General features: G+C 74.3%; 4 protein-coding genes and 2 pseudogenes. 1 reads left to right on the top strand and 5 read right to left on the bottom strand.

Annotated features, from left to right (window positions below):
• Window positions 1-518: pseudogene (locus E1300_RS48105) on the top strand (IS5 family transposase); the annotation flags it as partial.
• Window positions 519-533: 15 nt separating this feature from the next.
• On the opposite strand, the gene E1300_RS48110 reads toward E1300_RS48105, so the two are convergent.
• From E1300_RS48110 to E1300_RS51050, 5 genes and pseudogenes are all read right to left on the bottom strand, one after another.
• On the bottom strand, window positions 534-1,373 hold the full coding sequence (locus tag E1300_RS48110; protein WP_131763939.1) for an SGNH/GDSL hydrolase family protein: 840 nt from the start codon (window positions 1,371-1,373) through the stop codon (window positions 534-536).
• Between the two features lie 143 nt (window positions 1,374-1,516).
• A complete protein-coding gene (locus tag E1300_RS48115) occupies window positions 1,517-2,131 on the bottom strand; it encodes a GTP-binding protein (protein WP_131763940.1) in 615 nt (204 codons plus the stop codon).
• Between the two features lie 40 nt (window positions 2,132-2,171).
• Window positions 2,172-2,621 (bottom strand): DUF742 domain-containing protein, encoded by a 450-nt coding sequence (locus tag E1300_RS48120; RefSeq protein WP_131763937.1) that lies wholly within the window; start codon window positions 2,619-2,621, stop codon window positions 2,172-2,174.
• Window positions 2,622-2,651: 30 nt separating this feature from the next.
• Window positions 2,652-3,101, bottom strand: a complete 450-nt coding sequence (locus E1300_RS48125; protein WP_131763938.1) for a roadblock/LC7 domain-containing protein — start codon at window positions 3,099-3,101, stop codon at window positions 2,652-2,654.
• Window positions 3,098-4,080, bottom strand: a pseudogene (locus E1300_RS51050) (hypothetical protein); the annotation flags it as partial. The gene E1300_RS48125 and the pseudogene E1300_RS51050, both read right to left, overlap by 4 nt.

The raw sequence follows: 4,080 nt of genomic DNA on the forward strand, positions 1-4,080 counted from the left end.
TGGAGGAGGTGGCCCGGCAGGCGAAGCACTAGGACGTTCCCGCGGCGGGCTGTCCAGCAAGATTCATCTGGCCGCCGACGGCCGCTGTCGGGTGCTGTCGGGTGCTGTCCTTCCTGGTCACTCCCGGTCAGTGGGGTGACAGCCCGCAGTTCGTCGCGGTCCTGGACGCCATCGGTGTCGCACGGCTGGGGCCGGGCCGCCCACGCCGCCGTCCCGATCATGTGCTGGCCGACAAGGCCTACTCCTCGCGGGCCAACCGGGCGTATCTGCGGCGACGCGGGATCGCGCACACCATCCCGGTGCCGGCCGACCAGCGGCAGCACCGCCGCGACCGCGGACGCCGCGGTGGACGCCCGCCCGGCTTCGACCCCGAGCGCTACAAGCAACGCAACACCGTCGAACGCGCCATCAACCGCCTCAAGCAGTTCCGCGCCGTCGCAACCCGCTTCGACAAACGCGGCTACCTGTTCACCGGCACCATCACCATCGCCGTCCTGCTCATCTGGCTACGCACCTGATCCAAGAAACAGGCTCTAGGCCGGTCCGACCCGGCTTCCGGCACCCGGCTCCCCCGGCCGGACGGGCTCGTCCGGCTTCCACAGCGGCGAGGGGGTCGGGCGCTTGGGGCCGCGGCCGTCGCCCGAGGAGCGGCCGGTCGCGCGGCGCCCGATCCACGGGAGCAGGTAGGTGCGGGCCCAGTGGACGTCCTCGCGCCGGAGCGTGAGCCAGTCGGTCCGGCCGGTCTCGGGCCAGGGCTCGCACCACTCGCCGTCCACGGGGCAGCCGATCACCTCGGCCACGCGCAGCGCCATGCGCCGGTGCCCCTCGGGCGACAGGTGCAGGCGGTCCTCGTACCAGGCGCGGGCGTCGCCGAAGATCGGCATCATCGGCCACAGGTCGACGACGGTCGCGCCGCGGCGGTCGGCGATGGCCCGCAGGTGCATGTTGTACGTGGCGGCCTTGCCGCGCAGCCGGGACCCGGCGCGGTGGTCGCGCGGGTCGAAGCCGGTGAAGACGACCACCCTGGCGCCGGTCGCCGACAGCCGCCGGACGGCCCCGTCGAACAGCACCGCGAGCGCGTCCGGGTCGGCGCCGGGGCGGATCATGTCGTTGCCGCCCGCGCAGAACGTCACGAGGTCGGGCGCGAGCTCCACGGCGCGCGGCACCTGGTCGGCGACGATCTGGCGCAGCAGCTTGCCGCGGACCGCGAGGTTGGCGTAGCGCAGGCCGGGGGTGTGCGCCGCGAGGTGCTCGGCGAGGCGGTCGGCCCAGCCGCGGAAGCGGTCGGGCTCGCCGGGATAGGGGTCGTTCAGCCCCTCGGTGAAGCTGTCACCGAGGGCCACGAACGTCCTGATCTGCGGCACCTCGCCCATCGCGTCCCCCCGCACGGATTTCTTCTCGATCACGGAGATTAATGATGCATGGTGCACACATACCTACGCGACCGTAGCCCGCGGGACGCGGAGCGGGCATGACCGGCGTGCCCCGCCGTCCACCGGGGCTTCCGGGGAAGGGCTCAGGTCCAGCTCGGCGAGGCGCTCCCGAGCTGCCCGCCGGGGGCCGCGGGCGGCGCGGGCGCCCCGGCCGGCGCCGTGGCGTGCACCGACATCGCGTGCTGGACGAGCGTGATCAGCACCTGCTTGGTCGACTCGCGGCTCCGCGCGTCGCACTGGACGATCGGCACGTGCGCGCTGATCGACAGCGCGTCGCGGATGTCCTCCACGGCGTACTGGAACTCGCCGTGGAACCCGTTGACGCCCACCACGAACGGCAGGCCGAGCTCCTCGAAGTAGTCCACCGCGGCGAAGCAGTCCTCCAGGCGGCGCGTGTCGACCAGGACCACCGCGCCGATCGCGCCGCGGACGAGGTCGTCCCACATGAACCAGAAGCGGTGCTGCCCGGGGGTGCCGAACAGGTACAGGATCAGCTCGCTGTCGAGCGACACGCGCCCGAAGTCCATCGCGACCGTGGTGGTCGTCTTGTCCGGGACGGCCGACAGGTCGTCCACGTCGGCGCTGGCCGCGGTCATCACCGCCTCGGTGGTGAGCGGCATGATCTCCGAGACCGACCCGACGAAGGTGGTCTTGCCGACGCCGAACCCGCCGCCAACGACGATCTTGACCGAGGTCAGCTCGGCCTCCCCGCCGTGCGGCCCCGGGACCGGAACCTGGTCAGAGCTTCCGAAGGCCACTGAGCACCCTTTCTAGCAAGCGGAGGTCCGGCTGGCCGCCGGCGGTGGTGGGACGCGACTGGTGCAACCGCAGCAGTCCTTCGAGGGCCATGTCGGCGACGAGCACCCGGGCCACGCCGAGCGGCAGCCGCAGCAGCGCCGAGACCTCCGCGACCGAGCGGGCCGACCGGCACAGGTCCATGATCGCCCGGTACTCGGGGGTCAGCACGGCCACGTCGCGCGGCGGGTAGGGCGCCGCGGTGACCAGGGCCTCGATGGCCAGGTCGTACCGCGGCTTCGTACGGCCCCCGGTGACGGCGTACGGGCGCACGAGCGAGCTCGAGTCGCTCTCCTCGCGGACCGGCGGCCTCCCCTGGCCGGGTACCCGCCCGTGGTCACCCGGCCAGCGCCCGGGTCCCGGGCCGCCTCCGTAGGAACTGCCTCGATCCATGTCGCCGACCTCCGTCAAAGTCAGTCAAGATCAATAGCGGGCGGGCCCGGCGCCCATCTCGGTCACCGGGGGCCCCGCGTACGGAGGCTGCTGGTCCTGGGCGCGCAGCGCGGGGGTCAGGACCCGCCCCACCCGCTCCACCAGCAGCGTCATCTCGTACGCGACCAGCCCGAGGTCGCAGTCGGGCGCCGCCAGCACCGCGAACACCGACCCGTTGGTGATCGACATGACGAACAGCAGCCCGCGGTCCATCTCCACCACGGTCTGGTTCACGCCGCCCGCGTCGAAGATCTTCGCCGCGCCCTGCGTCAGGCTCATCAACCCGGACGCGATCGCCGAGAGCTGGTCCGCGCGCTCCGGCGGGAAGCCCGACGAGTACGCCATCGGCAATCCGTCCGAGGAGACCACGACGGCGTGCGCGACCTTCGCGACTCGGTCCGCGAAGTTCGTCACCAACCAGTTGAGATCCTGCCCGCTCACCGGGTGCCTCCTGTCTCGTCGTCGCCCTGCGACGACGCCTCACCTGACGTGCCTCCGCCGCGAGTCTCGGTGCGGCCCCGATGGACGCCGCGCTGCAGGCTCGCGAAGCGGTTGCGCACTGTTTCGGCCGGCTGGCCGTAGCCCTGCTGCGCCTGGCCGGTCCCGGCGCCGGCGGGCCGGGCGGCCGCGGGGGCGGCCGGCGCCGGCCTGCTCTCGGCGGGGGTCGCCTGCCGACCCACCGCCCCGGGCACGCGGTTCTTGCCGGGCACCCGCTTGGGCAGCCCGACGGACGTGCGCGCGCCCTGGACCGGCTCGCGCGCCGCCTCGGCGGCGCGGAACCCCGCGTCCGCCGGGGACTCCCAGCCCTTCGCCGGGTCCTCGCCCGCGGCGGTTCCCGTCCGTCGCATGAACCACTCCGACTGCATCGCGTCAAAGATAGGGGAGCGCTCGGGCACCCGGGGAGGCGCCTTGTCGGCCGGTGACGGCCGCGGGGCGGGGGGCGCGGCGGCCCGCGCCGGGTGGTCGTAGGCCGGCGGCTCGGCGAAGGGGGGCTCCGGAATGGCGTCCTCCGGCGGGTTGGGCATCGTGCGGGACAGGTCCGGCCGCGCCGCGTCCGCCGCCGGGTCGCCGACCTCCCCCCACGCTCCCGCGGAACCGGGGACCGGGGGACGCGCGCCGTTGGAGGAGCCGTCGGCGTAGGGGTCGGAGTGCCCGCCGACCTGCTGGAGCGGGCCCGTCTCCCAGGGGATGTGGCGGGGCGCGCCGGGCTCGGGCACCGCCGGCTGCGCCTCCGGGACGACGGACTGCGGGGCGGTGTGCCGGCCCGGCGGCCGGACGCCGTTGCCGGACGCGCCGTCCTGCATGCGCTCGCTGCGCGGCTGGAAGAGCGAGTTCGGGCCCTCGTCCTCGGCGGGCGGGCGGCTGGGGAGCTGCGCCCCGGGCTCGCGGACGGGCAGCTCGCCCGGCCGGCGCGGCGGCT

The sequence above is a fragment of the Actinomadura fibrosa genome, from assembly GCF_900659615.1.
GTDB classification, from domain to species: Bacteria; Actinomycetota; Actinomycetes; order Streptosporangiales; family Streptosporangiaceae; genus Spirillospora; species Spirillospora fibrosa.

What these genes read in the sequence shown, in the direction of transcription:
- E1300_RS48110 (WP_131763939.1), bottom strand. Translation starts at nt 1,373, where the DNA reads ATGGGCGAGGTGCCGCAGATCAGGACGTTCGTGGCCCTCGGTGACAGC.
- E1300_RS48120 (WP_131763937.1), bottom strand. Translation starts at nt 2,621, where the DNA reads ATGGATCGAGGCAGTTCCTACGGAGGCGGCCCGGGACCCGGGCGCTGG.